This is a genomic window from Allobosea spartocytisi, from assembly GCF_014764685.1.
GTDB classification, from domain to species: domain Bacteria; phylum Pseudomonadota; class Alphaproteobacteria; order Rhizobiales; family Beijerinckiaceae; genus Allobosea; species Allobosea spartocytisi.
Genome location: NZ_JACXWY010000004.1, coordinates 195,193 through 217,197, shown reverse-complemented (window position 1 = coordinate 217,197; position 22,005 = coordinate 195,193). Strand labels below are relative to the sequence as shown.

Annotated in this window: 23 protein-coding genes; 1 reads left to right on the top strand and 22 read right to left on the bottom strand. The window is 67.5% G+C overall.

What is annotated here, in order from left to right:
- Positions 1 to 57 precede the first annotated feature (57 nt).
- From IED13_RS08570 to IED13_RS08520, 11 genes are all read right to left on the bottom strand, one after another.
- Positions 58 to 1,338: an NAD(P)/FAD-dependent oxidoreductase gene (locus IED13_RS08570; RefSeq protein ID WP_191123924.1), complete on the bottom strand. Its 1,281-nt coding sequence runs from the start codon at positions 1,336 to 1,338 to the stop codon at positions 58 to 60.
- Complete coding sequence (locus IED13_RS08565) at positions 1,335 to 2,141, bottom strand: family 1 encapsulin nanocompartment shell protein (protein WP_191123923.1); 807 nt, start codon at positions 2,139 to 2,141, stop codon at positions 1,335 to 1,337. Before IED13_RS08565 ends, IED13_RS08570 begins: the two co-directional genes overlap by 4 nt.
- Complete coding sequence (locus IED13_RS08560; protein ID WP_191123922.1) at positions 2,134 to 3,195, bottom strand: Dyp-type peroxidase; 1,062 nt, start codon at positions 3,193 to 3,195, stop codon at positions 2,134 to 2,136. The genes IED13_RS08565 and IED13_RS08560 overlap by 8 nt, the downstream gene beginning before the upstream one ends.
- Positions 3,196 to 3,350: 155 nt before the next feature.
- Positions 3,351 to 3,545 (bottom strand): hypothetical protein, encoded by a 195-nt coding sequence (locus IED13_RS08555; protein WP_191123921.1) that lies wholly within the window; start codon positions 3,543 to 3,545, stop codon positions 3,351 to 3,353.
- A gap of 61 nt (positions 3,546 to 3,606) precedes the next feature.
- Positions 3,607 to 3,861, bottom strand: a complete 255-nt coding sequence (locus IED13_RS08550) for a DUF2171 domain-containing protein (protein ID WP_038358963.1) — start codon at positions 3,859 to 3,861, stop codon at positions 3,607 to 3,609.
- A 158-nt stretch (positions 3,862 to 4,019) separates the two neighbouring features.
- Positions 4,020 to 4,301 carry a chaperone modulator CbpM gene (locus IED13_RS08545; protein ID WP_318652236.1) on the bottom strand — a complete coding sequence of 94 codons (282 nt, stop codon included), beginning with the start codon at positions 4,299 to 4,301 and terminating at the stop codon, positions 4,020 to 4,022.
- The gene (locus IED13_RS08540) at positions 4,301 to 5,200 is read right to left on the bottom strand and encodes a DnaJ C-terminal domain-containing protein (RefSeq protein ID WP_112762657.1); all 900 of its coding nucleotides are present in this window, start codon (positions 5,198 to 5,200) and stop codon (positions 4,301 to 4,303) included. The genes IED13_RS08545 and IED13_RS08540 overlap by 1 nt, the downstream gene beginning before the upstream one ends.
- A gap of 329 nt (positions 5,201 to 5,529) precedes the next feature.
- Positions 5,530 to 6,930, bottom strand: coding sequence for an AtzE family amidohydrolase (locus IED13_RS08535; protein WP_191123920.1), 1,401 nt, complete (start codon positions 6,928 to 6,930; stop codon positions 5,530 to 5,532).
- Positions 6,927 to 7,151: a DUF4089 domain-containing protein gene (locus tag IED13_RS08530; RefSeq protein WP_038358969.1), complete on the bottom strand. Its 225-nt coding sequence runs from the start codon at positions 7,149 to 7,151 to the stop codon at positions 6,927 to 6,929. The genes IED13_RS08535 and IED13_RS08530 overlap by 4 nt, the downstream gene beginning before the upstream one ends.
- Entirely contained in the window at positions 7,148 to 7,288 is a 141-nt protein-coding gene (locus tag IED13_RS08525) for a hypothetical protein (RefSeq protein WP_191123919.1), read from the bottom strand. The genes IED13_RS08530 and IED13_RS08525 overlap by 4 nt, the downstream gene beginning before the upstream one ends.
- Before the next feature lie 33 nt (positions 7,289 to 7,321).
- The gene (locus IED13_RS08520; protein WP_191123918.1) at positions 7,322 to 8,008 is read right to left on the bottom strand and encodes a cysteine hydrolase family protein; all 687 of its coding nucleotides are present in this window, start codon (positions 8,006 to 8,008) and stop codon (positions 7,322 to 7,324) included.
- A 290-nt stretch (positions 8,009 to 8,298) separates the two neighbouring features.
- Between IED13_RS08520 and atzF the strand changes: the two genes are divergently transcribed.
- Positions 8,299 to 10,122, top strand: a complete 1,824-nt coding sequence (gene atzF, locus IED13_RS08515; protein WP_191123917.1) for an allophanate hydrolase — start codon at positions 8,299 to 8,301, stop codon at positions 10,120 to 10,122.
- On the opposite strand, the gene IED13_RS08510 is transcribed toward atzF, so the two are convergent.
- The 11 genes from IED13_RS08510 to IED13_RS08460 all read right to left on the bottom strand — a co-directional run bounded on the left by IED13_RS08510 (position 10,104) and on the right by IED13_RS08460 (position 22,003).
- Entirely contained in the window at positions 10,104 to 10,793 is a 690-nt protein-coding gene (locus IED13_RS08510; RefSeq protein ID WP_038358977.1) for a GntR family transcriptional regulator, read from the bottom strand. The two genes, atzF and IED13_RS08510, sit on opposite strands and share 19 nt — an antisense overlap.
- A 97-nt stretch (positions 10,794 to 10,890) precedes the next feature.
- On the bottom strand, positions 10,891 to 11,271 hold the full coding sequence (gene hpxZ / locus IED13_RS08505) for an oxalurate catabolism protein HpxZ (protein WP_133563011.1): 381 nt from the start codon (positions 11,269 to 11,271) through the stop codon (positions 10,891 to 10,893).
- Positions 11,272 to 11,325: 54 nt separating this feature from the next.
- Complete coding sequence (locus IED13_RS08500) at positions 11,326 to 13,035, bottom strand: dipeptide ABC transporter ATP-binding protein (RefSeq protein ID WP_191123916.1); 1,710 nt, start codon at positions 13,033 to 13,035, stop codon at positions 11,326 to 11,328.
- 1 nt (position 13,036) lies between these two features.
- On the bottom strand, positions 13,037 to 13,960 hold the full coding sequence (locus IED13_RS08495) for an ABC transporter permease (protein ID WP_038360062.1): 924 nt from the start codon (positions 13,958 to 13,960) through the stop codon (positions 13,037 to 13,039).
- Positions 13,961 to 13,974: 14 nt separating this feature from the next.
- Complete coding sequence (locus tag IED13_RS08490; protein ID WP_191123915.1) at positions 13,975 to 14,988, bottom strand: ABC transporter permease; 1,014 nt, start codon at positions 14,986 to 14,988, stop codon at positions 13,975 to 13,977.
- Between the two features lie 133 nt (positions 14,989 to 15,121).
- Positions 15,122 to 16,708 carry an ABC transporter substrate-binding protein gene (locus IED13_RS08485; RefSeq protein WP_112762661.1) on the bottom strand — a complete coding sequence of 529 codons (1,587 nt, stop codon included), beginning with the start codon at positions 16,706 to 16,708 and terminating at the stop codon, positions 15,122 to 15,124.
- Between the two features lie 300 nt (positions 16,709 to 17,008).
- Positions 17,009 to 17,791 (bottom strand): ABC transporter ATP-binding protein, encoded by a 783-nt coding sequence (locus tag IED13_RS08480; protein ID WP_191123914.1) that lies wholly within the window; start codon positions 17,789 to 17,791, stop codon positions 17,009 to 17,011.
- A gap of 28 nt (positions 17,792 to 17,819) precedes the next feature.
- Complete coding sequence (locus IED13_RS08475; RefSeq protein WP_112762663.1) at positions 17,820 to 18,665, bottom strand: ABC transporter permease; 846 nt, start codon at positions 18,663 to 18,665, stop codon at positions 17,820 to 17,822.
- Positions 18,666 to 18,688: 23 nt separating this feature from the next.
- A complete protein-coding gene (locus tag IED13_RS08470) occupies positions 18,689 to 19,693 on the bottom strand; it encodes an ABC transporter substrate-binding protein (RefSeq protein ID WP_191123913.1) in 1,005 nt (334 codons plus the stop codon).
- A 37-nt stretch (positions 19,694 to 19,730) separates the two neighbouring features.
- A complete protein-coding gene (locus IED13_RS08465) occupies positions 19,731 to 20,660 on the bottom strand; it encodes a 2-hydroxyacid dehydrogenase (RefSeq protein ID WP_191123912.1) in 930 nt (309 codons plus the stop codon).
- Positions 20,660 to 22,003: an NAD(P)/FAD-dependent oxidoreductase gene (locus IED13_RS08460; protein ID WP_191123911.1), complete on the bottom strand. Its 1,344-nt coding sequence runs from the start codon at positions 22,001 to 22,003 to the stop codon at positions 20,660 to 20,662. Before IED13_RS08460 ends, IED13_RS08465 begins: the two co-directional genes overlap by 1 nt.
- Positions 22,004 to 22,005: the final 2 nt, after the last annotated feature.

The window sequence follows — 22,005 nt, the reverse complement described above, 5'->3', positions numbered from 1 at the left end:
CAGCTTGTATAGCGAGGTCCATGACCTTCGCTTTCGGCACGAGAGTCGCCGCTCACATCACTCGGTTTGTCGCGGCGTGCCCGTATTGCCTTGCGTGATGAGCCGGGCGCTGCGGTGGCCGGTGAAGTAGATCCACAGCCAGTTGAGCGACACGGCGATGCGGTTGCGCAGGCCGATCAGGAAGAAGATGTGGGCGACGCCCCAGATCCACCAGGCCAGGCGGCCCCTGAGCTTGATCCAGCCGAAATCGACGATCGCCGCCCGTTTGCCGATCGTGGCGAGGTTCCCGGCGTTCTTGTAGGCGAAGGGCGGCAGAGGAGCCTTGCCGGCGAGCCGCGCCTTGATCACGCCAGCGACATAGCCGCCCTCCTGTTTCGCGGCCGGAGCGACGCCTGGAACCGGCTTGCCATCCGCCCCTTCCACGGCAGCCGTGTCGCCGATCACGAAGATCGCCGGATCTCCCGGCACGGACAGATCGGGCTCGACGCGCACCCGTCCTGCCCGGTCCGCCGGCGCCCCGAGCCACTCGGCCGCGGGCGACGCTGCCACGCCGGCCGCCCAGAGGATCGTTTTGGCGGCGAGGAATTCGCCGCCGAGCTCGACACCGTCCGGCCCGCATTGGGAGACCGGATGGCCGAGCCTGATCTCGACGCCGAGGCGCGCAAGCGCCCGCTCCGCATAAGCCGAAAGATCGGGCGTAAAGCCCGCCAGGATGCGCGGGCCGGCTTCGATCAGCACGACGCGGGCGCTGCGCGTGTCGAAATTGCGGAAATCGCCGCGCAAGGTGTCATGCGCCAGCTCCGCGATGGTGCCGGCGAGCTCCACCCCGGTCGGCCCCGCGCCGATGATCGCGAAGGTGAGGAAGGGCGCGCGGGCAGCCTCGTCCGGCTCCCATTCGGCCTGCTCGAAGGCCGACAGAATACGGCGCCGAATTCGCGTCGCATCCTCCAGCGTCTTCAGGCCCGGCGCGTAGGGCTCCCATTCGTCGCGGCCGAAATAGGCGTGGCGGGCGCCCGTTGCGACGATCAGCGTATCGAAGGCGATGGGCTGCTCGCCCTCGAGCAGCACCGTCTTCCCCGCCTTGTCGATCCCGACGACGGTGCCCAGCAGCGTGGTGACGTTCTTGTATCGGCGCAGCAGCGAGCGGGCGGGCCAGGCGATCTCGGAGGTCGGCAGCGAGGCCGTCGCGACCTGATAGAGCAGCGGCTGGAAGAGATGGTGATTGCGCCGGTCGATCACCGTGATGCGCAGGCCGGTGGGCGCAAGATGGCGTGCGGCTTCGAGGCCCCCGAAACCGGCCCCGACGATGACGACATGATGGTCCGCGGCGGCTGTCATCGCTGGGCCGGCGCAAGCGCGACGGCGGCCTCCGAGGTGAGCATGCGGAAGGTGAAGCTCTCCTGGAGATAAAGCTCGACCGTGGTCGCGGAGTGGCTGAGATAACCGATCGAGAGGTCCTGGCCGATATCGAGCGCGAAATCACCGCCGCGGGTGGTGAGCAGGAAGCCGCCCTCGATCGCCGGCGCCCAGATCACCCCGCCATCGACGATGCGCTCGAGATGGTGGAAGATCGGGTAGCCCTCCTCGTTGCCGCCGCTCGCCGCCCGATAGGCCTCGCCGCCCAGCACCAGCGCATAGGGACCGTTGCAGCCGGCGAGCTTGAGGTCGCTCAGCGCCCTGGCAACCGCCTCCGGATAGTCGTCGAGATCGGCCGGGAGCGGTACCGCGGCATGGCTGCTGCCGGCGCGGATGCCGCCGATCCCGGCCGCGGCATAGCCTTCGAAGACGGCATGGTCCTCGGCGAAGGCGATCGTCCTGGCCGCATCCTTCAGCGGCTGCCAGTCGGAATCCTCCGAGCCGCGCTCGACATCGTCGATCGCCTGTCGCGTCAGCGTGAACGGAACGCGCAGTTCGACCAGCGGCTGCGCCTCGCGCAGCAGGGAGCGGATGCCCTCACCCGGCGCCTCGATCGGGCGCGTATGCCCGGTCCCGACAGCGGCGTAAGCCGTTCCCTTCGGCCCGTCCACGTCGACGACGCGCCGCGCCGCCAGATAGCGCTTCAGCGTGCGCGACGCCTCGTCTTCGATCTCCGCCCAGGCGGCATCGGAGATGGGCGCGAGGTCCCGGTGCAGATTATTCATGGCCTGCCTCTTCCTTCAGGGAGCCGATGCCGAGCGAGCCGTCGCCGGATGGTCTGGATGGAGCGGGCGCCGGAACCGGTTCGGGAGCGGTCAGTTCGGCCTCGGGCTTCTCCGCCGTGACGGCATCGAGAAAGCTCGCCGTCGGCACGAAGAACAGCGAGCCGGTGACCGCGCGGCTGAAATCGAGCAGCCGGTCGTAATTGCCCGGCGGCGACCCGATGAACATGTTCTCCAGCATGCGCTCGATCCGGCGCGGCGTGCGGCAGTAGCCGATGAAATAGGTGCCGAACTCGGCCGTTCCGACTTTGCCGAAAGGCATGTTGTCTCGGAGGATGTCGACCGGCTCGCCATCCTCGGTGATGCTGGTCAGGACGTTGTGGGCATAGGGCTTCTTGACCGTGTCGGCCTGCTCGATGTCGGAGAGCTTGTAGCGGCCGACGATGTTCTCCTGCTGCTCGACCGGTACCTTCTCCCAGCCTGCCAGGTCATGCAGGTATTTCTGCACGATGACATAGCTTCCGCCGGCGAAATCGGCGTCCTCGTCGCCGATGATGGCAGCCTTGAGCGCGTCCGGCCCGGCCGGGTTCTCGGTGCCGTCGACGAAGCCGATCAGGTCGCGATCGTCGAAATAGTTGAAGCCATGGACCTCGTCGATCGCCGTGACCGCGCCATCGAGCCGGAGCATGATCTGCCGTGCCAGCTCGAAGCACAGATCCATCCGCTTGGTCGCGCGGATGTGGAACAGGATGTCGCCGGGTGTCGAGACGGCGTGATGCACGCCGCGGATTTCCCGGAAAGGATGCAGCTCCTTCGGCCTTGGCCCGTCGAACAGCCGGTCCCAGGCGACCGAGCCGAAGGCCATGACGCAGGACAGGTTGCCCTCAAGGTCCCGGAAGCCGACGGCCCGCAGCAGCGCGGACAGATCGGCACACAGACCCCGCACCGTCTCCTCGGGCCCGCTGCCGGGATTGATCGTCACCACCAGGAACATCGCGGAACGCGTCAGGGCTGCCACGACCGGCTGCGAGATCACGGATGGAACGCTCAAATCCATGGAAGACCCGCTCGACAACCTTACGCGAAACAACCCCGGTCGCCCGGATGGTCTTGCCGATGATTGCGCGGAGCGGCGCTTATGGGAAGAGCGTCGGCAGCGTGCCGACCTTGCCCTGGCGCGGAAGGTCGGGGCCGCGTCGCTCCCGGCAGGTCTCAATCCATGTCGCGGAAAGCATGGCCGGCGCTGGCCACGCCCTCGATCACGCTCGGCGGGAGCAGGTCCGCGGCGGCAGTTCCGTCGAAGATCCATTCCTTCGGATCGGCGAAATCCGGAAGTTTCGCGCCGCTGGCGACATAGAGGCCGACCGCGGGCTTCCCGGCATTGATGTAGAGGTCGTATTGCTGCATCGCTCCCGATCCTCCCAAAGTGCGGCGGCCGCAGCCGGCTTGCGGTCGCGGCCGGCGCCCGTCACAGATCGACCGGTTTTCCCGTCGCTTCTTCTTCGAGCGTCACGGCGATATCCGCATTGGCGGAGAGGCGGACCTTGTTGCCTTCGACACCGGCAACGAAACCGAGCTCGATATAGTGATGGTGGCCCTCATGCCGGCCGTAAGCATCGCTCTTCTTGAGCTTGATGCGTTGCGCCTCGACGCGATCGACCGTTCCGACATGGACGCCGTCCGCGCCGATGACATCCATGTTCTCCCTGACCTTGTCGTTCATCTCGAGCGTCCTTCTGGGTTGAAGTCTGTCCCCGCTCAGGCCAATCGGCGCGCCACGACGGACAAGGGCCATAACCGCCTGTCCTGCAGCTCTGTTCCATCCCGCCGCCAGCTTTCGGCGCCCGCACCGCCTGGCACGGGTGGGTGCCTGCCATCCCGCTAGTCCTGCCGCCCCTTCATGCCCTCGCGCAGCTCGACAAGGACGCGCCGCAGGCCATGGACCTGGTCGACGAGATGCAGGATCACGTCGATGCCCGCATCATTGGCGCCGAGATCGTCCTTGAGCTGCCGGATGAAGTGTGCGCGCGCCACATCGGTCTCGCTGAAGAACATCCCGGCCTCGGCCTCCTCCGGGAGGAGCCAGCGCTGCTCCAGCCAGAACTCCAGCACCTGAACCTGCAGCCCCGAGGAGGTCAGGAACTCCTGCTTGGTCATCCTCATCACGCCCTCGCCTCGCGCGGATCGTAATCCCTGTCCTTCCAGCTCGACACGAACGCCTCCAGTTCCGGCCCCGGCGATTTCGGCAGGACCACCTTGAGCGTGACGAACTGGTCGCCCTGGCCGCCGCCGCGCCGTGGCGCGCCCTTACCGCGCAGGCGCAGCTTCGTCCCGGTATTCGAGCCCTTCGGCACCGACATCGTCACGTCGCCCGTCGGCGTCGGCACCCGCACCTGCCCACCGAGAACCGCCTCCGTCAGCGAGATCGGCAGCTCCAGCGTGATGTCGTCACCCTCGCGGGTGAAGCGCCGATCAGGCCTGACCTCGACCTCGATCAGGGCGTCGCCCGGCCCACCCTTGCCAGTGCCGGGCGCGCCCTTGCCCTTGAGCCGCAGTGTCTGGCCGTCGACGAGACCCGGCGGGATCGTCACGTCGATCGTGCTGCCATCCGGCAGATTCAGCCGCTTGGTCGCGCCGGCGATCGAATCTGCGAAGTCGACGGCCAGATGGTAGTGCAGATCCTGCCCGCGCCGGTTCGCCCGCGCCCGCTGGCTGCGCCGCAGAAGCTCGGCGAAGGCATCGTCCTCGTCGATGAAATCGGCGAAGCCCGACGCATCGGCATAAGGATTGCCCTGGTCCGAGGTCGCGAAATCCCGGTAGAAGTGCTGCTGCGGCCGTTCCGCCCCGGAGGCGTCGATCTCGCCGGCGTCGAAGCGCTTGCGCTTATCGGCGTCGCTCAGCAGGTCGTTCGCACTCGCCACCTCCTTGAACTTATCCTCCGCCGCCTTGTCGCCGGGGTTGAGATCCGGATGCAGCTTTTTCGCCAGCTTGCGATAGGCGCTCTGAATCTCGGCGGCCGAAGCCGTCGGGGCGACACCCAGAACCTCGTAAGGATTTCTCACGGGCTACTCCGCAAACATCTCGTCGACAGCGCTATCGCATCGGACCGAGAACCGGAATCCACGTCTCGAAAGAATCCGATGCGATAACAGATACATGGACCACCGTTACCGCGTCCGGCAGGACGCGCGACGATCCGGGCGCGAGCGCAATTTCTGCACGGAAGGGCGCGGTTTCAAAGCCTGTTCTGCCGGATGGGGGCCAAGGCCTCGTCATGAGCGGCCATTGACGCGTCGTGCCTCAACCCGGAGGCGCCCCAATCAGGACTTCGCAGCCCAAAAGCACCCGTTGGAAAATCCGCTGCCGTCAGATCATCCCTTGCGCAGGCGATTCAGTCATGGTCCAGCCGCGGAGGCTGGGCGGAAGCGACCTGGGCGCGGGCGACGGCATAGGCTGCGCGCAGGCAGATATCCTCGCGCCAGGGCGCCGCGATGAGCTGAACGCCGATCGGCAATAAGCCCCCGAAGACGGGCACGGCCGCCACCGGCAGCCCGACGCAGGAGATCGGCTGCGTGAACAATCCGATATGGGGCCTGAGCGGCACCGTGTTGCCCTGCAGCACCATGGCCTTCTGACCCAGTTCCGGCGCGGTGCAGGGGGTCGCCGGCGCGATGATCAGGTCGACGGTCTCGAACAGCCGCATCATCTCGTCGTGGAACCAGCGCCGCGCCCGCTGCGCCTGGAGATACCAGGCCGTCGGCTGCAGCGCGCCGGCCAGGAAGCGGTCGCGCGTCTCGGGGTCGAAATCATCGGCGCGCTGCTGCAGCCGCTGGAGATGGAAGGCCGAACTCTCGCCATTCGTGATCAGGAAAGCGGCCGCACGCGCGATGCCCGCTCCGGCGACATCGATCACGCGCATTGCGCCGAGCGCCCGGGCGACCGCGGTGACGGCGGACTGCGCTTCCGGCATCGCATCCGTCGCGAAATACCCTCCGGCGATCGCGATGCGCAGGCCGGATACGCCGTCCTTCAGCGTCGGCAGCGTTGGCTCGATCGTCCGGACCGCACAGGCCGGATCATGCGCGTCGTGGCCTTGCATCAGGTCATAGGCCATCGCGAGGTCGGTCACGTCGCGGGCGAAAGGGCCGAGATGGTCGAGTGAGTCGCAGAATGGAAAGCTGCGCGTGCGCGGCAACCGGCCATAGGTCGGCTTCAGTCCAAAGACGCCACAGAACGAGCTCGGCACGCGGATCGAGCCATTGGTGTCGGAGCCGAGCGAGATGGGCGCCAACCCCGCGGCCGTCGCAGCACCCGAGCCTGATGAAGATCCCCCCGCCATGCGGGCGAGGTCGTGAGGGTTGCGGCAGGGACCGTCATGGGCGTTCTCGCCGGTGAAATCATAGGCGTATTCGCCCATGTTGAGACCGCCGAGCAGGATCGCGTCGGCCTGGGTCAGGCGCTCGATCAGCACCGCATCGCGTTCAGAGGGCAAACGTGCGCGGTTGATCTTCGAGCCGGCCCGGGTCGGCAGACCCGTGATGTCGAACAGGTTCTTGGCAGCGAAAGGCACGCCGGCGAGCGGCCCGAGCGTTTTGCCCGCGGCGCGGCGGGCGTCGATGGCTGAAGCCTGCGCGAGGGCGCGCTCGGCTGTGACGTCGGTAAAGGCGTTGAGAGCTGGGTTGAGCTTGTGGATGCGCTGGAGAAAGCCGCCGACGACCTCCTTCGCGCTGATCGCGCCCTCTCGGATATCGGTGGCGATACGATGGGCCGGAGCGAAGGCGTCGAAACTCACGCGGGTTCTCCGCCGCCGGAACGCCCGGCACGGAACACGCCGGCCGGTTCGAAGGCCGCCTCGTCGAGCGGAGCGCGGAAGACGATCGCGGCCATGGCCTCGGCGATGGTCAGGAATTGCAGCACCGCCGGGCGCTGATCCTCGGTGATCGTCAGACCGAGCGCGGGCGCCATCGCATCGCAATGGCGCGCCGCATCGAAGGCCGGCTTGGCGTCGTTCATTCGGCGGGCTCCAGCTTGCCATGCGGCTCGGTGGTCAGCAGGTTGACGAGGATATGGGGGCCCAAGCCGAACAGGGCGTTCCAGTCGCCCGGCGTCCAGAGCTTCGGTGAAGAGCCTGTCGTCGCAGTCGCCGCCATCGTACCCTCCGGTCCCCGTTTTTCAGCCGTGGTTCACGCCGCCTTCATCGTCCGGGCGAGCGCCGTCAGCACCTCGCCGGTCGTCGAGACCCAGCCGAAGATGCCGCCCTGGGCCGCGATCATACGCAGGCCCACCTCATGGAACTCGGGGAAATACGAAGCGCAGGCATCGCCCAGAACGAGGCAGCGATAGCCCCGGTCGTTCGCCTCGCGCACCGTCGTATGGACGCAGACCTCGGTGGTGACGCCGCAGACCAGCAGCGTCTCGATGCCGCGGTTGCGCAGGATCAGGTCGAGATCGGTCTGGTAGAAGGCGCCCTTGCCAGGCTTGTCGAGCACGGGTTCGCCGAGCAGCGGCGCCAGTGCCGGCACGATGCCGTGCCCGGCCTCGCCGCGGATCAGGATGCGCCCCATCGGCCCGTCGGCACCGATGCGCTTCTCCACCGGTCCGCGCTGCACCTTGGCCGGCGGCGCGTCCGAGAGATCGGGCCTGTGCCCCTCGCGGGTGTGGATCACCAGCAGGCTGGCGGCGCGCGCACCCTCCAAAATTCGGCGGCAGGGCGCGACCGCCTTGACGAGCAGCGAGACGTCGTTGCCCAGCACCGCGCCGAAGCCGCCCGGCTCTAGGAAATCGCGCTGCATGTCGATGATGACCAGGGCCGTGCGAGCGAAGTCGACAGGCAGAGCTCTCGGCTTCGCGGCAATCTCGACGGCTGGCATCAGGCGGCGCTCCCCGCAAAGCGAACGGAACAGGCTTTGCAAGGGCTGTGCCTGCTCCGGCTCGCAACGCGCGGCCACCATCGGAAGGAGCAACGGCGACGGGCGGGCCGCTTCATCATGCTGATCTGGAAAGGAAACTTGCGATCCCGAAGATCATTTCCGCCCGCAGGACCTGCGGCGGACAGCCCTGCCTTTCCCGGGAAAGCTCCAAGCGGAGGCTCATTGCATAATCCTTGCATGCAACGACGCGCCGATTGATCAATTTTTAGCCAGCCAACCCATCCCATCAAATGGAAAGCCTGCCCGTGCGGACCCTGAGCGACATCCTCTCCGCCCATCTCGACGGGAGCCGCGACCTCGCGGAGACCATCGCCGCGAGCTATGCCCGGTTGCGCGCGGTCGACGATCCGGCGATGTTCATCGCGCTCCGGCCCGAGGCCGAGGCGCTCGCCGAGGCCGAGCGGCTGCAGGCGGAGGGGCCGCGCGGCCGTGCGCTCTGGGGCGTGCCGGTCGCCGTCAAGGACAATATCGACGTCGCTGGCCTGCCGACCACTGCGGCCTGCCCGGCCTTCGCCTACACACCGACGCAGGATGCCGCCGCGGTCGCCCGGCTGAGGGCCGCCGGTGCCATCGTGATCGGCAAGACCAATCTCGACCAGTTCGCCACCGGGCTGAACGGCACGCGCTCGCCCCATGGCACGCCGCGCAATGCGCTGCGGGTCGATCTGGTGCCCGGCGGTTCCAGCTCCGGCTCCGCCAGCGCGGTCGCTTCCGGCATCGTCCCCATTGCGCTGGGCACCGACACCGCCGGCTCCGGGCGCGTGCCGGCCGGCCTCCAGAACCTCGTCGGGCTCAAGCCGAGCCTCGGCCTGGTTTCGACGACGGGCGTTGTGCCGGCCTGCCGCACGCTCGACTGCGTCTCGGTGTTTGCACTGACGGTCGACGACGCGACGGCGGTTCTGGAGGTGATATCGGGCGCCGATGCCACCGACCCGTTCTCCCGGCCTGTCGCGCTTGGGCAATCCGGCGCATTGCCGCCGCATCAGAAGATTGCCGTCCCGCGATCCGCCGATCTCGATTTCGACGGCGATGCGACGGCAGCCGCCAGCTTCGCGCTGGCGGTCGAGCGTGCGCAGGCCTTGGGCGCGACGATCGTCCCCCTCGATATGACGCCATTCTACGAGACGGCCCGTCTGCTTTACGACGGCCCCTGGGTGGCCGAACGCTTCCTCGCGATCCGCGAGCTGCTGACGCGTGACCCCGAAGCGATCCTGCCCGTCATCAAGCAGGTGATTGCCGGCAAGCCATTGCCCGATGCGGCCGAGACCTTCGCGGCGCAATACCGGCTGGCCGAGCTTGCACTCGCCGCCAGGGCCGCGCTGAAGGGTATCGACGCGATGATGGTGCCGACGGCGCCGCGACCGGTCACTCTCGCGGAGATGGCCGCCGACCCGATCGGCAGGAACTCGCTGCTCGGGCGCTACACCAATTTCGTCAACCTGCTCGACATGTGCGCCCTCGCCGTGCCGGTGAGCCTGGCGAAGGATGGCACTGCGGCGGGCGTCACCCTCATCGCGCCGTCCGGCCGCGATGCGGCGCTGGCCACGTTCGGCCGCGCCTTCCATCACGCCTCCGGCTTGACGCTCGGGGCCTTGGACGCGCCGATGACGCCGCTTGCGGATCTTCCGATGGCCGCTCCACAGGGCACGATTGAGATTGCGGTCGTCGGTGCGCATCTGTCGAGCATGCCGCTCAATGGCGAGCTGACCGGGCTTGGCGCGACATTCCTGCGCGCGACCACCACGACGGCGGACTACCGGCTCTTCGCCTTACCCGGCGGCCCGCCGGCGCGGCCGGGCCTGATCCGCGTTCGCGAAGGCGGGGCAGCCATCGCGCTCGAGGTCTGGGCGCTGCCTGCCGACGGCTTTGGTCGCTTCGTCGCAGGCATCCCCTCCCCGCTGGGCATCGGCACGCTGGCACTGGCCGACGGCACGCGGGTCAAGGGATTCCTCTGCGAACAGATCGCGACCGAGGCTGCGCGCGATGTGACCGAGTTCGGCGGCTGGCGGGCTTTCGTCGCGGCGCAGGCCAAGCCTCAGGACGCTCCCGCATAGGTCCTGAAAGCGTCGCGCACGATGCCGATATGGGCGCGCATCGCCTCTGCCGCACCGGACTGGTCGCCCCGCAGAATCGCCTGCACGATCAGGTCGTGCTCCTGATAGGAGCCTCCCAGGCGCCCGGCCGCCCGGAACTGCGCCCTGCGAAACGGCGCGACCCGGGCGCGCGTCATCAGGGTCAGTTCGGCAAGGTAGCCATTGTGCGAGCCCGAGTAGATCGCGGCGTGAAAAGCCTCGTTGGTCTCATGATAGCGCAAAGGATCGCCTTCATGGACGAGCGCGCGCAGCACCTGATGCAACTCCTCCAGACCGCGCCGTTCGGGCACGGTCATGTTGCGGGCGGCGAGTCCCGCACAGAGCGCCTCAAGCTCGGCCATCGCCTCGAACATGTCGTCGAGCTGCGTCGGAGTGGGCAAGGCCACGACCGCGCCGCGATGCGGCCGGACGCTGACGAGACCCGAGGCCGAGAGCTGGCGTATCGCTTCGCGCACCGGAGTACGCGAGACGCCGAACCGCGCCGCAAGCTCCTGCTCGTCGAGGGGCGTTCCCGGTTCGAGCGCGCCCGACACGATCTCGTCGGCGATCTGCAGACGAAGTGCTTCGGTCCGCGTCCGCGGTGGCGCTGCAGGTTTGGATATCGCCAAAGTGGCGGCAGGGCGCGGCGGCATGATCAGGATCGGAAGGCAGGTGGGATCGCCGATGCCTGCATAGCAGGCAGAGCGATGCCGGTCACGGCGTCATGAAGAATGCGCCGCCGCCTGCCGTTCATTCGGGGATGATGCTGACATGGGCGCTGACGATGCGCCAACCTTCCGCAAACTTGACCCAGGTCTGGCTCTGCCGACCGACCTTGCCGACCATGCTGTCGCGCCGGAACATGGTGTTCGCCGTGGCCGCTGTGTCGCCATAAGTCGTGATGACGGTGCGTTCCAGCGTCCGTTCGAGTCCGACCGGCGAGCGCGCCGAGCGGAAGGCGGCGATCTCGTCATGGCCGTAGAGGTTCTCGGCGACGCCGTAACGCAAGGTCTCGGGCGCCTTGCGGAAGATCGCATCCAGCGTTGCGACGTCGTTGCCGGTAAGCGCGGCCTCATAGGCTGCGAAGGCGGCTTCCACCTCGGCCAGCACGGCAGGGTCGTTGATCTTCATCTGCAGGCATCTCCAGAGAACTATCCCGCGATGGCGATCGCGGGCAGGACGCGCTTATAGCGGCGGGTGCGGAATCGCGGTCAGCAATTCCCTCGTATATTCCGCCTTGGGATCGCCAAGCACCTCCTCCGCCGTGCCTTCTTCGACGATCGAGCCCGTCTTCATCACGATCACCCGGTCGCAGAGCAGCCGCACCACGTTGAGATCGTGCGAGACGAAGAGATAGCTCATGCCGAGCCGTCCCTTGAGCTCTTCGAGGAGATTCAGCACCACCGCCTGGACGGAAACGTCGAGCGCGGCCGTGGGCTCGTCGAGAATAACCAGATCCGGGTCGAGCGCGATCGCGCGCGCAATGCCGACGCGCGCCTTCTGCCCGCCGGAAAGCTGGTGAGGAAAGCGGTCGATCAGTTCGACCGGCAGGCCGACGAGCCTCGCCAGATCCTCGCAGCGCGCACGCAGGGCATCGCGTCCCTTGACCGCACCCATCCGCATGATCGGATCGGCGATGGCGCGCTCGGCGGTGAAGCGCGGATTGAGGCTGTCGGTCGGGTCCTGGAACACCATCTGGATGCGCCGGCGATACGGCGACGCGGCGAACTGCTTGGCGGGAATCGCACCGATATCGATACCGTCGAAGACGATCTTGCCGCCGCTGGGGTCGATCAGTCGCGTGACCATCATCGAGGTCGTCGATTTGCCGCAGCCGGATTCGCCGACGAGCCCCAGCGTCTCGCCCCTGGCGATACTGAAGCTGATGCCATCGACGGCGCGGAAGGCCGGCTTTTCCGGCTCGGCCTTGCCCATCAGCTTGGCGAGGAGCGCACCGGTCGCGGCCCGCGGATATTCCTTGACCAGATTCTCGACCTGCATCAGGGGACCGGCCTCGGCCGCCGGTTTCGGCTCAGTCACGGCTGTCCTGGCTTCGGCGGGCACGGTTTGCGGCGCGTCGAGCAGCAAGTCTGCGAGGCTCGTGCCCAGTCGCGGCGTCGCCTGCATCAGCCTGCGGGTGTAGGGATGCTGCGGGTTGCGGAAGATCTCGCTGGCCAGCGCGGTCTCGACCACCTTGCCCTTTTCCATCACGACGACCTTGTCGCAATAGGCGGCGGCGAGGCCGAGATCATGCGTGATCAGGATCGTCGACATGCCGCGCTCGCGGGTCAGCTCGACGATGAGATCCATCACCGCCTTCTGCGTGGTGACGTCGAGGCCCGTTGTCGGCTCGTCGGCGATCAGCAATTGCGGCTGGCAGGCCAACGCGAGCGCGATCACGACACGCTGGCACATGCCGCCCGACAGCTCGAACGGATAGGCGTCATAGCGCTCCTCGGGGCGGGCGATCTTGACCTTGGTCAGCGCCTCGACAGCCTTCTCCTTGGCCGTCGCACGCGTCGCCTGGACATGCTGCAGCAGCACGTCCTCGATCTGCTTGCCGACCTTGCGGATCGGATTGAGCGCCGCGCGCGGGTTCTGGAAGATCATCGAGATCTCGCGCCCGCGCAGATCGCGCATCTGGGCCTCGTCGGCCGCGACGAGATCAACGCCCGAGAACGAGATCGTGCCTTCGGCGACGCGGCCGGCGCGATCGAGAATGCGCACCACGGCATAGGACGTGACCGACTTGCCCGAGCCGGACTCGCCGACGATCGCCACCGTCTCGCCCTTGGCGACGCTGACATCGATCGATTTGACCGCCTGCACCGCGCCGCGCCGGGTGGCGAATTCGACGGTGAGGTTCCTGATCTCGAGCAGAGGGACTGCCGTCATGTCAGTTCCTCCGTTGGGGGTCGACGAGATCGCGCACGCCGTCGCCGAGCAGATTGAAGCAGAACACGGCGATCATCAGGGCGAGACCGGGGAAGAAGGCGATCCACCACTCTCCGGAGACGATGAAGCTCGCGCCCTCGGCCACCATGATCCCCCATTCCGGCGTCGGCGGGCGCACGCCGAGCCCGATGAAGGAGAGGCCTGCCGCATTCAGGATCGCGTAGCCCATGGTCAGGGACATCTGCACCGCCATGATGGGCATGATGTTGGGCACGATCTGGGTGAGGAGCAGCCGCCAGTCGGAATTGCCCGAAAGTCGCGCCGCCTGCACGAAGCCGGCATCGCGGCGCACATTCGCCTCGGCACGCGCGACGCGGGCATAGAGCGGGAAATTGATGATCGCGGTCGCCAGCACGATGTTGCCGACCGAGTTGCCCAGCGCCGCCACGATGCCCATCGCCAGCACGAAAAGCGGGAAGGCCATGATCGTGTCGGCGACGCGGCCGACGACCTTGTCGATCCAGCCGCCGTAGAACCCGGCCATGACGCCGGCAAGCCCGCCCATCAGGAAGACCAGCGCCACCGAGAAGATCGCGATCGAGAAGTCGAGCCGCGTCGCAGCCACCACGCGGCTGAAGATGTCGCGGCCAAGCTGGTCCGTGCCGAACCAGTGCGCCCGGCTCGGCGCCTGCAGGGCGGCGTTGGTGTTGCTCGCGAGCGGATCGTAGGGGACGATCGAGGGGCCGAAGATTGCCGCCAGCAGGATCAGCGCGAACAGCCCGAAGGCGAGCCCCGTCACCGGGTTCTCGGCGACGATATGGCGCGCATGCGCCCACAGGCTGGTGGAAGGCGGCGCCTCGAAGCGCAGCGTCGGAGCGGGTTCGGCAGGGATTGCCTGGGCGGGTGCCGGCTCGACCTTGGCCATGTCGTTCACGCTCTTCAACCCTCCAGCCTGACACGGGGATCGATGACGCCGTAGAGCACGTCGATCATCAGGTTCAGGGCGACGTAGAGAATCGCCATGGTCAGGACGAAGCCCTGGATCGGCGCGTAGTCCGACGCGATCAGCGCCTCGACCGCATAGGAACCGACGCCGGGCCAGGCGAAGACCTTCTCGACCAGCACATTGGCGCCGAGCAGGAAGGAGAACACCATGCCGAGCGTCGTCACCACCGGCAGCATGGCGTTGCGGAAAGCATAAGTGCCGATGACCTTGCGGTTCGTCAGGCCGCTGGCGCGGGCGGTGCGCACGAAATCGGCGCCGAGCACGGCCAGCATCGAGGCCCGCGTCATGCGGGTGATCGGCGCCAGCGAGAAGATGGCGAGCGTCACCGCCGGCAGGATCAACTGAGCGAAAGCGCCCCGGAAGGTCTCGAAATCCCGCGCCACCAACGTGTCGATCAAGAGCAGGCCGGTCACGCGCGGCGGCTCGGAGGCGAAGACGTCGAGCCGCCCAAGCGGCGCCGGTGACCAGCCAAGTAAAAAATAGAAGACATAGACGAGCAGAAGCCCGGTGAAGAACACCGGCAGCGAGACGCCCGCGGTCGCCACGACGCGGCAGAGATGGTCGATCCAGGAGCCCTGCTTCACAGCCGCCAGGATGCCGAGCGGCAAGGCGACCGCCATGGCGAGCAGCAGCCCGGCCAGCGTCAGTTCGGCGGAGGCTGGCAGGCGCGCGGCGAGGTCGGCCGTCACCGGCTGGCCGGTGGTCAGCGAGGTCCCGAGATCGCCCTTCACCAGCGCCGTGACATAGGACACGAACTGCACGGGCAGCGGCTGGTCGAGCCCGAGCTTGGAGCGGATCTCGATGATCGCCTGCGGCGATGCGGCAGGGCCTGCGAAATAGGCCGCGGTGTCGCCCGGCAGCACCCGCGTCAGCAGGAAGGTGACGATGATCACGCCGATGACCGAGGGGATCGTCGTCATCAGACGCTGGCCGATCATGCGCAGCATGGGAGAGCCTCCTTCGTGGCGTTCGGCCTCGTCCTCATCATCGGGCGGAGCGAAGCGTAGGCCCCAGTATCCTGGGCGGGAGATGCTCGGGTCTGCGCCCGAGCATCATGCATCGCGGTGCGACGGTGCCGCCTCACCCCTTGGTCAGGTAGCGGAAGTCCGGCTCGCGACAGGGCTGGAACTGGTAGCCGCCGATCGCCTTCTGCAGCGCGACGTCATGGGTCGGCTGGTTGATCGGCACCATCGGCACCTCGTTTTCCACCAGCTTGACGAAGTCGATGACGTTGGCGTCGTAGGAGGCCTTGTCGGGCGCGAAGCGCGCGGCATCGACGAGCTTGTCCAGCGCCGGATTCTGGTAGGCGGCGATGTTGAAGATCGAGTTGTTGCCGTGCATCGTCCAGAACAGATAGTAATCGGGATAGTCGAGCCAGCCGGCGAAGCGGTTCAGCACCATCGGGTTGGTCTTCTTGGCGATCTCGGTGCGGAAGTTGGCGCCGGGCACCTTGTTGATCTCGACGGTGATCCCGATGCCGGCGAGCGCTTCCTTGATCAGCACCGCCATCGGCTCGGCAACGGTCGCGTTGCCGGCGTCGAAATACAGCGTCGTCGAGAACGGGCCGCCGGCCGCATCGACCAGGGCCTTCGCCTTGGCAACGTCGGAGGTGTAGGGGAAGGGCTGCGGCCAGGCGACCTTGGGATCAGTCCCGCCCGCCATCGAGACGCCACGGCCGAACAGCGAGGCCTGGAGGATCTTCTCATAGGGCATCACCCAGGCCACGGCCTGGCGCAGGCGCACGTCCTTGAACGGGCCGACCTGCGTGTTGAGATAGCAACCCCAGACGCCGTTGGGGATCGGAACGCCGACGACATTGACCTTGCCGGCATCGAGCAGGTCCTTGAAGTCCTTCGGCGGCAAACCGTACGAGACATCCGCGTCGCCGCGCTCCATCAAGGCCCGGCGGGTCGAGGGCGAGGCGATGTCGCGCGCGATGATGCGGCGCAGCTGCGGCAGCTTTCCGCATTTCCAGTCGTCATTGCGGACGTAGATGGTCTCGACACCGGGCTTCCAGCTCTCGACCTTGTAGGCGCCGGAGCCGGCGATGTTGTTCTTCAGCCATTCCTTGGCATGAGGGTCGCCACCGCCATTCTTGATGGCGAGCTCGGAGTCGAAGACGAAGGGGATCGTGACCGCGAGGTTGGGCAGCGTCATCTTGTCCTTGCGGATGAAATCGACGCGAAACGTCTTCTCATCGACGACGACGAACTGCTCGGGTTTTTCCAGCGAGCCGGCATTCATCTGCGTCGTGGCGAAGCCGCCGATCGTGCAGGCGCGGTCGAGCGACCATTTGACGTCGGTCGCCGTGACCTTGCGGCCGGAATGGAAGGTGGCGTCGCGCAGCTTGAAGGTGCAGCTCATGCCGTCGGAGGCAACCTGCCAGCTCTCGGCCAATTCGCCTTCGAGTTCGCCCATCGAGATGGTGTTCCCGCCGCCGCCGGGGATCGGCACCGGCTTGAAGCGCAGCAGGCGGTCATAGCAATTCAACGCGACGCCATTGACGGGCTGCGAGGAGCCGATGCCCTGCATGTCGAGGCTGTTCGGCCCGTACTCCTGAACCAGCAGCAGGGTTTCGGCCCGGCCCACGGCCTGGGCTCGTGCCTGGCTTCGCGCCACGAATGGCGCCGCGAGACCTGCAGCGATAGCGGTGCGGCGTGTGATCATGACTCGGAAACCCCTGATTTTGCCAATCGGATGTCGTGACGCGCCGGATCTTCGGAGGCGGGCCCGCAGACCGCGCTTTCGGCTGTCGCGAGAGCGCGGTCGCGGCGCATGGCGGCTCTGACGGGGCTCGGGCGTGAAGGCGGTTCAGCGGCGGCGCACATGGCGCTGCCGAAGCACGTAGCGTGCCAGCAGATAGTGAATTGAAATCCCTTGGGAAAAACGCGCTTTGGCGAGCGCTTCATCCCACATTGTATGCAATGAACAAAAAATGCCTATGGAATAGGCGATCTTACGATCGACTCAAGCGGCATGGGCCATAAGGTCGCCAGCGATCAGATTCCAGACCTGTCGCTTGAGCGCGGCATAAGCGGGGAGCGACTGAGCCTCGATGTCACGCGGGCGCGGCAGGTCGTTGTCGATTACCGCGGCGATGCGGCCGGGACGCGGCGACATCACGACAATGCGGTCGGCCATCACCAGGGCCTCGTCGATGTTGTGCGTCACGAAGACGATGGTCTTGCCGCTCTGGGCCTGGATGCGCATCAGCTCACCCTGCAGCACCTCGCGGGTCATCGCGTCCAGCGCCGCGAAGGGTTCGTCCATCAGCATCACCTCGGGGTTGGCGGCGAGGCAGCGCGCCAGCGTGACGCGCTGCTGCATGCCGCCGGAGAGCTCGACGGGATAATGCCCGGCGAAGCCCGACAGCCCGACCATGGCGAGGAACCGTTCGGCGATGTCGCGCCGCTCGCCCCGGCCGATGCCCTTCATCTTGGGGCCGAAGGCGACGTTCTCCCGCACTGTCTTCCAGGGAAAGAGCGCATAGGACTGGAAGACCATGCCGCAGCGCGGGTCGATGCCGGTGATCGCCTCGTCGCGCAGGCGGATCTCGCCGCCGCTCGGCGCGACGAAGCCCGCGAACATATTAAGCAGGGTCGACTTGCCGCAGCCGGACGCGCCGAGCAAGCAGAGGAATTCGCCCTCGCGGACCTCGAGCGAGATGGCATCGAGCGCCAGCACGCCGCCGCTGCCCTGGTGGCCGGCGAAGCGCTTCGAGACGCCGCGTGCGGACAGGATCGTGTTCATCTCTGGTCTCCCTTCCGTATCTCTCGCTTCAGTTCAGCCGCCGGTGGCGTTCCCAGGGCAGAAGCCAGGCCTCCAGCCGGTTCGCCAGGAGATCGGCGATCAGGACGGTCGCGGAGATGCAGACCATGCCGACCAGGACGAGCGGCATGTTGCCCCAGTCCTTGGCCGACCAGATCAGCGCGCCGAGCCCGGTCTGGGCCGCGACCATCTCGGCCGAGAGCACACAGGACCAGGCGATGGCGAGGCTGACCTTCAGTCCGGCCAGGATGCCGGGCAGCGAGCCCGGCAGTACGACCTCGCGCATCACGGCGAGATTGCCGGCGCCGAGATTACGTGCGGCCTTCACCAGCAGCGGATCGACCCGCTTGGTGCTCTCGACCGTGTAGAGCAGGATGTAGATCCAGGAGCCCATGAACACGATCGCGATCTTCTGGCCCTCGCCGATGCCGAGCCAGAGCATCGTCAGCGGAATCCAGGTGATCGAGGGCAGAGGACGGAGCAGCGAGATCAGCGGGTCGATCACGGCCTTGGCCGGCCACCAGGCGCCCATCAGGATGCCAAGCGGCACGCCGACGAGCGCCGCCAGCCCGAAGCCGATGAAGACGCGCCGGGACGACGCGGCGATCGACATCCAGAGATCGGCCGTGCCGGCGATGCTCTGCGCCTCGGCCGCCACCATCGAGGGCGAAGGGAAGAACAGGGGCGAGACGAGGCCGGACTCGGTCGCCAGCGCCCAGAGCCCGTAGAGCGAGAAGATGCCAAGCAGGTTGAGCAGCAGGACCGGCCGGCCGAGGCGCGGCCAGCGCCATTTCGGGCGTTCGCCGGGGCTGGCGGCGGCGGGCAAGACGAGATCGCTGGTGGCTGGCGTCGACATCGGCACGGCTCCTTGCTTTTGGATCAAGGCTTCGGCACGAAGCTGGTGTTCTCCCAGGCCTTCACATCTGGCTTCATCGGAATCTTGCCGTTCTCCGCAAGCCAGCCCGCGAGATGGTCCATCTGCGCGCCATGCCTGCGCATGTGCTCGGGCCAGTCCTTGGTGCCGTAATAGGTAAAGCCCCTGATGCCGGCGAGGACGGTCTCCGGCGGTTGGCGGAAGTAGTGGGCGACCGTCTTCGCCGTCTCTTCCGGGTTGGCGTTGACGAAGTCGGCCGCCTTCATCACGGCGGCGGCGAGCTTGCCGGCCGAGGCCGGATCCTCCTGCACCAGCTTGCGCGAGATGATCATGATGTCGGGCGCCGACATCGTGCCGAAGCGCTGGAACATGTCGGTATCCCTGTCGGTGCCGAGCAACACGCCGTCCGGCACGGCCTTCTTCAGCCCGTCGAGGATCGGCTGCCATATGCAGGCGGCATCGACATCGCCACGCGAGAGCGCGAGCTGCATCTCGTTGGGTGGCAGGTTGACGTAGGAGATGTCGGAGGATTTCAGCCCGACCTTGGCGAGCAGCCCCGCCATGGTGATCTCGGCCGAAGTGTTGGCTGCGACCTTCCTGCCCTTCAGATCGGCGAAGCTCTTGAAGCCCGAGCGCGCCCAGCAGCCTTCGCTGCCGGGCGAATCGTCGATATTGGCGAAGTAGTAGAAGGAGGTGTTGCCGCGGGCCATTTCGCTCAGCACCGTGGTGCGGCCAAGATTGCTGAAAGCAACGGAGCCGGCGGTGAGCGCGCGCACCCGGTCGCTCGAATTCAGCACCACCTGCAGGCTGACATCGAGTCCGGCCTCGGTGAAATAGCCCTTGTCGACGGCGAGCAGCACGGGGACCATGCCGAGCCAGGTCACCGAGCCCGCGAAGTCGAGCTTGGGCCGTTTGGCCTCCTGGGCGATGCCAGCGGCAGGGACGGCGGCGAGGCCCAGGCCGAAAGCGGCCGTGAACGCTGCCTTGGCGAGGAAACGCAGTCTGGTCATGGTCGCTCTCCTGTCGTGCTGGTGTGCGGGGTGGAGTTCAGTAGCCGGCGACGGTGTCGACCTCGTTCAGAAGCTCGGCCCCGGCGCGGAAGCGGCGGACGTTCTCGGCAAAGGTGTCGACGATGGTTGCCAGGCTCGCCGTCGATGAGCAGTGCGGGGTGACGTAGAGGTTCGGCGTCTTCCAGAGCGGGCTGTCCTTCGGCAGCGGCTCGACGGGAAAGGCGTCGATCGTGGCGGCGCGCAGCGTTCCGTCGTTCAGCGCGGCGAGGAGATCGGCCTCGACGAGATGGCCGCCGCGTCCCGCCGAGATCACGACGCCGCCCGGCGGCATCTGCGCGAAGGTCCCGGCACTCAGGATGCCGCGCGTCGTCTGCGTCAGCGGCAGCAGGTTGATCAGGATTTCCGTCCGCGCGAGAAACGCGCCGAAGCCCTCGGAGCCGGCGAAGCAGGTGACGCCCGGCACTTCGTGGAGCGAGCGCGACCAGGCGGCGGTGTCGTAGCCGACGCCGGCCAGGCGCTCCGCCGCCAGCCGGCCCATCTGGCCGAGCCCCATCACGCCGACGCGGAGCTCATGGGCCGAGCGCATGATCTTGTAGGCCCAGTCATGGCGCGACTGGGCGGAGAGGAAATGCGCGACGTCGCGATGATGGAAGAAGGTCCAGGTCAGGACGTAGTCGGCCATGCGCGCGGCGAAATCCTGGTCGACGATCCGCACCATCGCGATCCCTTTCGGGAAGTCGGGATCGAGGAGGTAGTGGTCAATGCCGGCGCCGGTCGCCGACATCAGCTTGAGATTGCGGAACGGCTTGAGGAAGCCATGCGGCATGCGGAAGATGAAGCAGATGTCGATCTCGTCGGGGTCGCCGGCATCGGGCCATTCGCGGATGTCTTCGCCCGGCAGCGCGGCGCGGACGCCCTCGATCAGGTCGCGCCCATAGGCGTTATGGAGCCAGGTGAGAATAGCCATCAGGGTCGCGGTCCGTTGCTGGTTGGAAGCCGTGGGGCGTCGGCCTGGCGCGCCTGCCAGGCGTCGATGCGGCGGATCGAGGCCGCGGCTGCAGCGACCGCGAGGCTGGAACCCGGCAGCCAGCGCGGCGGCCGGCCGGCCATGCCCGGAAAGGATGTCTCATCGGCTCGGCTGCCCAGGGCACGTCGCGCCAGGGCCTGGCCGAGCGCGGTGCCGAGCCCGAGGCCACGCCCGCTGAGGCCGTAGCCGACGAAAAGGCCGGGGCGCGGCTCGACGAGGCGCGGATACTGGTCGGGCGCGAGATCGACCCAGCCGGACCAGCTCTCCGCGAAGGCGGTGACGTCGAGGCGGGGAAACAGCGCGCGAAGCCGCGCGAGCCCGCCCCCCAGATCGCCGGCTCGTCCGCCGCCCGCAGGCCCCGACAGCGTGACGACGAGGCGGCCGTCGCCGGTGCGCCTGACGCCGGAAGGGAGCCGGCGCGTGTCGGTGAGCGCGCGCTGGCGCGGGAGGATACCCGCGAGCGCATCGGCCGAGAGCGGTGCGGTCGCCGCCTCGTGAACGCGGAAGGGCAGGATGCGGCGGCGCAGCTCCGGCAGGATGCCGCCGATCGCGACACCGGCCGCGACGACCAGCGTGTCGCAGGCGATGCGTCCTTCAGTCGTCTCGACCCTCCAGCCGCCGTGGCTGCTGGACATGTCGACGACGCGGCTGCGCTCGTGCAGCGTCGCACCGGCAGCCGAAGCGGCGCGCGCAAGCCCCCGCGCATAGGCGAGCGGATTGAGCGAGAGGCCGCGCGGCTCGACCAGGGCTGCACGGTAGCTGCCGCCTCCGATCGCGGCGAGAGTCTGTTCCATGTCGAGCAGGGGAAGCGCGACCCCGCGAGCCGCCCAGACATCCCGCCGCTCGCGCAACACGACGGAGCCGCCGGCGGAATGGGCGGCAAAGATCAGGCCGCTCGCATCGAGATCGCAGGCAATGGCGTGGCGGGAGACGAGTTCCGCGACGAGGGCGGGCGTCCCGGCTGCCGTCGCGATCAACCTCTCGCCGGCTTCGGTTCCAAGATCCGACACGGTCCTCGCGGGCTCCGTGCGCAGATAGGGCACGACCTGTCCGAAGGCACGGCCGCTGCCGCCCGCGCCGACCCGCTCGGCCTCCAGAAGGCGCACGCGCGCGCCGGCTTCGGCGAGATGGAACGCCGCGCTCGCACCGGTGATGCCGGCGCCGATGACGACGACATCGGCTCGCGCTTCGCCACGCAGCGGATCGCCGGCAAATGCCGGCTCGCCGCAACCCGCATAGGCGAGCGGCAGCGAAGTCGCGAGGAGGTCGTGACGCCGCGCCATGA

Bases quoted from the DNA above. Each gene is read 5' to 3' on its own strand.
- IED13_RS08570 (WP_191123924.1), bottom strand. From the start codon at position 1,338: ATGACAGCCGCCGCGGACCATCATGTCGTCATCGTCGGGGCCGGTTTC.
- IED13_RS08565 (WP_191123923.1), bottom strand. From the start codon at position 2,141: ATGAATAATCTGCACCGGGACCTCGCGCCCATCTCCGATGCCGCCTGG.
- IED13_RS08560 (WP_191123922.1), bottom strand. From the start codon at position 3,195: ATGGATTTGAGCGTTCCATCCGTGATCTCGCAGCCGGTCGTGGCAGCC.
- IED13_RS08555 (WP_191123921.1), bottom strand. From the start codon at position 3,545: ATGCAGCAATACGACCTCTACATCAATGCCGGGAAGCCCGCGGTCGGC.
- IED13_RS08550 (WP_038358963.1), bottom strand. From the start codon at position 3,861: ATGAACGACAAGGTCAGGGAGAACATGGATGTCATCGGCGCGGACGGC.
- IED13_RS08545 (WP_318652236.1), bottom strand. From the start codon at position 4,301: ATGAGGATGACCAAGCAGGAGTTCCTGACCTCCTCGGGGCTGCAGGTT.
- IED13_RS08530 (WP_038358969.1), bottom strand. From the start codon at position 7,151: ATGAACGACGCCAAGCCGGCCTTCGATGCGGCGCGCCATTGCGATGCG.
- IED13_RS08525 (WP_191123919.1), bottom strand. From the start codon at position 7,288: ATGGCGGCGACTGCGACGACAGGCTCTTCACCGAAGCTCTGGACGCCG.
- IED13_RS08520 (WP_191123918.1), bottom strand. From the start codon at position 8,008: ATGCCAGCCGTCGAGATTGCCGCGAAGCCGAGAGCTCTGCCTGTCGAC.
- atzF (WP_191123917.1), top strand. From the start codon at position 8,299: ATGGAAAGCCTGCCCGTGCGGACCCTGAGCGACATCCTCTCCGCCCAT.
- IED13_RS08510 (WP_038358977.1), bottom strand. From the start codon at position 10,793: ATGCCGCCGCGCCCTGCCGCCACTTTGGCGATATCCAAACCTGCAGCG.
- hpxZ (WP_133563011.1), bottom strand. From the start codon at position 11,271: ATGAAGATCAACGACCCTGCCGTGCTGGCCGAGGTGGAAGCCGCCTTC.
- IED13_RS08500 (WP_191123916.1), bottom strand. From the start codon at position 13,035: ATGACGGCAGTCCCTCTGCTCGAGATCAGGAACCTCACCGTCGAATTC.
- IED13_RS08495 (WP_038360062.1), bottom strand. From the start codon at position 13,960: ATGGCCAAGGTCGAGCCGGCACCCGCCCAGGCAATCCCTGCCGAACCC.
- IED13_RS08490 (WP_191123915.1), bottom strand. From the start codon at position 14,988: ATGCTGCGCATGATCGGCCAGCGTCTGATGACGACGATCCCCTCGGTC.
- IED13_RS08485 (WP_112762661.1), bottom strand. From the start codon at position 16,708: ATGATCACACGCCGCACCGCTATCGCTGCAGGTCTCGCGGCGCCATTC.
- IED13_RS08480 (WP_191123914.1), bottom strand. From the start codon at position 17,791: ATGAACACGATCCTGTCCGCACGCGGCGTCTCGAAGCGCTTCGCCGGC.
- IED13_RS08475 (WP_112762663.1), bottom strand. From the start codon at position 18,665: ATGTCGACGCCAGCCACCAGCGATCTCGTCTTGCCCGCCGCCGCCAGC.
- IED13_RS08470 (WP_191123913.1), bottom strand. From the start codon at position 19,693: ATGACCAGACTGCGTTTCCTCGCCAAGGCAGCGTTCACGGCCGCTTTC.
- IED13_RS08465 (WP_191123912.1), bottom strand. From the start codon at position 20,660: ATGGCTATTCTCACCTGGCTCCATAACGCCTATGGGCGCGACCTGATC.
- IED13_RS08460 (WP_191123911.1), bottom strand. From the start codon at position 22,003: ATGGCGCGGCGTCACGACCTCCTCGCGACTTCGCTGCCGCTCGCCTAT.